The sequence below is a fragment of the Bacillus cereus group sp. TH152-1LC genome (assembly GCF_027710505.1).
In the GTDB taxonomy this organism is placed as follows: domain Bacteria; phylum Bacillota; class Bacilli; order Bacillales; family Bacillaceae_G; genus Bacillus_A; species Bacillus_A mobilis.
Map to the genome: position 1 here is coordinate 1 of NZ_JAQFNK010000070.1, position 1,350 is coordinate 1,350.

A 1,350-nucleotide genomic window follows, 5' to 3' on the forward strand; every position below is an offset into this window, starting at 1 on the left:
TTCGTATCTCCAAAAGGAGGAGGAGGCCAAGTCTTTACAGCGCAAGAGGTACCTGTTATCGATGGTACAACAAGTGGTTGGTTAAAGATTATTTCTTACGAAGGAGAGAAATGGATCAATCCAAATGGTGAGAAAAAGTATGTAGAAAAATCATTCTATACGTACAATGAACCATCATTTGTATCTGCAAAAGGAAATGGAGGCCAAGCTTTTTCAGCACAAGAGGTGCTTGTTATTGATGGTACAACAAGTGGCTGGTTAAAGATTATTTCTTATGAAGGAGAAAAATGGATTAATCCAAATGCTTCTGAGGTCTCAGGAGTAATTGAATTAGCTCTAAAACAATTAGGGAAGCCATACGTCTTTGGAGCATCGGGGCCTAATTCCTTTGATTGTAGTGGTTTCATATACTATGTATATAAAAATAATGGGTATAGTATTTCAAGGAATAGTGTAGCAGGATATTGGCCGATGGTAATTAAAATTAATGATCCGCAGCCTGGAGATTTAGTCTTTTTACAAAACACATATACACCTGGCCCATCACATATGGGGATTTATCTTGGAAACGGTGAGTTCATTCATGCAGGAAGTGAACAGACGGGTGTTGTAAGAGGAAATGTGTTTAGTTCATATAATCAAAAACATTTCCTTGGTTATGGTAGATTTAAAAAATAAGTTAGCAACGTTAGTATATAAATATCTTATAAGATATTTATAAGGATAGTTAAATGAAGTGATTTAACAGATTATAAAACAGCTATCAATTTTGATAGCTGTTTTTGATAGTTATGAAAAACAACAATGAATTTTCTAAAATGAAATATGCGTTGTTTCAGAGATTATTAATTGAAATATACGAAAGGATATAGGTGATATATATGTTAAAACACAGTGTAATGACGGGTGTATTAGCGAATGCGGATACGAAGGAAAATGTAGAAAAGTCATTTTATGCATATAATGAAGCTTCTTTTACATCAGTTAAATCAAATGGAGGCGTGGAATATCCGCCTCAAACAATTCTTATAAGGGAAAAACGAAACAATGGTTGGTGGAAAATTCAAACTTGGGAAGGCGAGAAGTGGATTAATTTAAATGGTGAGAAAAAGTATGTAGAAAAATCATTCTACACGTACAATGAGCCATCTTTCGTATCTGCGAAAGGAGGAGGAGGCCAAGTCTTTACAGCGCAAGAGGTACCTGTGATTGATGGTACAACAAGTGGTTGGTTAAAGATTATTTCTTATGAAGGAGAAAAATGGATTAATCCAAATGGTGAGAAAAAGTATGTAGAAAAATCATTCTACACGTACAATGAGCCATCTTTCGTATCTGCGAAAGGAGGAG

General features: G+C 34.8%; 1 protein-coding gene and 1 pseudogene. Both read left to right on the top strand.

What is annotated here, in order from left to right; genetic code table 11:
- A partial coding sequence (locus tag PDL00_RS34635; protein WP_270733843.1) for a C40 family peptidase occupies positions 1-678 on the top strand: 678 nt, incomplete at its 5' end.
- 203 nt (positions 679-881) lie between these two features.
- Positions 882-1,350 (top strand): annotated as a pseudogene (locus tag PDL00_RS34640) (C40 family peptidase); the annotation flags it as partial.